This is a genomic window from Trichococcus sp. (genome assembly GCF_049589555.1).
Lineage (GTDB): Bacteria > Bacillota > Bacilli > Lactobacillales > Aerococcaceae > Trichococcus.
In genome coordinates, this window is the sequence record NZ_JBAWAZ010000130.1 from 1 (window position 1) to 1,742 (window position 1,742).

Annotated in this window: 1 protein-coding gene and 1 pseudogene; both read right to left on the bottom strand. The window is 47.8% G+C overall.

All coding sequences use genetic code 11. The features are described 5' to 3' along the window. Positions 1 to 209: 209 nt before the first annotated feature. On the bottom strand, positions 210 to 1,148 hold the full coding sequence (locus WBV27_RS05300; RefSeq protein WP_424200083.1) for a hypothetical protein: 939 nt from the start codon (positions 1,146 to 1,148) through the stop codon (positions 210 to 212). A 413-nt stretch (positions 1,149 to 1,561) separates the two neighbouring features. Continuing rightward, a pseudogene (locus tag WBV27_RS05305) lies at positions 1,562 to 1,742 on the bottom strand (amino acid ABC transporter ATP-binding protein); the annotation flags it as partial.

Consider the following 1,742-nt stretch of genomic DNA (forward strand, 5'->3'; position numbering starts at 1 on the left):
CAAGCCGCTGCCGGCAAAAAAGTGAGCTACCAAAAACTCGACGGCTACGATCACAGTTACTTTACGATCGCTACCTTCATCGAAGAGCATTTGCAATTCCATAAAGATCATTTGAAGTAGAAAGAAAAATTCCCATAAATACACAAAACGCCGATAAGGACACGGATATTCCGTCTCCTTATCGGCTTTTGTATCGAGCAATCAGGTAACTATTTTTTCTTCTGAATCCCTTTCCGGGACGCGGTCGGTTTGATCAGGTTTTTCTTCAGCCAGTTGAAATAGTACATATCCGGCACGACCGCAAAGTCGGTCATTACATTGGAAATCGCGATGTAGAGTTCTTCTTCGCTGTCCGCAAGATAATCAACAGCATCGATTGCTTCCATCATGCTCTCCAAATCAAACTCCCGCCGGCCAAAAACTTTTTTGCAGTCTTTATTTTCTTTCTGCAGATCTTTGTAATAGCGTTTCGCGCTCAGCTCATCATCGTATTTCAATGAAAGCAGAATCAGCGGCAACAGCATCTGAGCGGATGCTTCAGGGAAGCGTTGGTAAAGCTCTTTGGCTTTTTCCATTTGTTCCAACTGACAGTAGATACCCATCAGAATGTAGCGGATCCCCATATTGTCAGCTTCGTTCAACCGCAACAGATCCTCATACTCCCTCACGGAAGCCGTCAACATCCGGCGTTTCTGCAATTCATCCGCATACAGCGCCTTGATGCGCAAGTATGTCCTGGTTTCGACGATACCCCAATAGTTTCCGATGGCCTCTTTATCATCTAGACCTTGCTTTTGCATCACTGCCTTTCCGAGTGCCTCCAGTTTCTTGAGCTCATGAATGAATTCGAGTGATTCAGGATCCAGTTTAAATAGCCGGGCCTCCAAATTATCCGGATCCAACTTCAAGGCACGGTCCAAAATCGCTGCGTATTCGCGTTCGGAAGTCGCGAACTCCAGCTTCTCCAACTCTTCTGTCGCCTTCTCTTCATCGGTCAATTCACCAGATTCGAACGTTTTCCCCTTGGCACTCGCCTCGTTGAAAAGCATCATGAATGCATCAACTGCTTCATCCACAGAGTCGTAATCCTCGACGTGATTCAAAATGAATTTGTTCAACTGTTTCATCATTTTTTCCGTCTCATTCATACAATCCATCCTCCCCTATTGCAATCGGCTACGTATATTATACCCGCTTTTTGATGGCTTGCGTTAAGGGGAATGGCCTTCTGAGCAGAAAAAGCATCCTAGGTTTCTGGTTTTATACGCTTATTGCGTAGGTGTATCAACCACGCACGTTCAATTTTGGGTGCTCAACTCCGATGAGGAGCGCTTCGTGGGAGTTGGACATTTATTTTGAACCTCAACTCCGGTGGGCGTGGCCTCGCCGGAGTTGAGGTTCTCTCATTCCTTCTCTTCTTCGGTGAACACTGCTTCGCCGGAGCTGAGCCCCGGTTTTCGTTGCTCCGGCGAACGAAAATTAAGCAGTGACAGGCAACACAAAAAGCCCGTCCCCCGTTGTGAACGGCAGGACGAGCTGATTAAGGGAGAAGCCACAAAGATCAAGCGCGGACCAAAATTCGCTGCAGGAACCCTTTGGTGCGGGCTTCTTTCGGATTACCGAAAATATCCTCCGGCGTGCCTTCCTCCACGATGACGCCCTGATCCATGAAGATGACGCGGTTGGCCACTTCCTTGGCGAAGGTCATTTCATGCGTGACGATGACCATGGTGGTCCCTTCC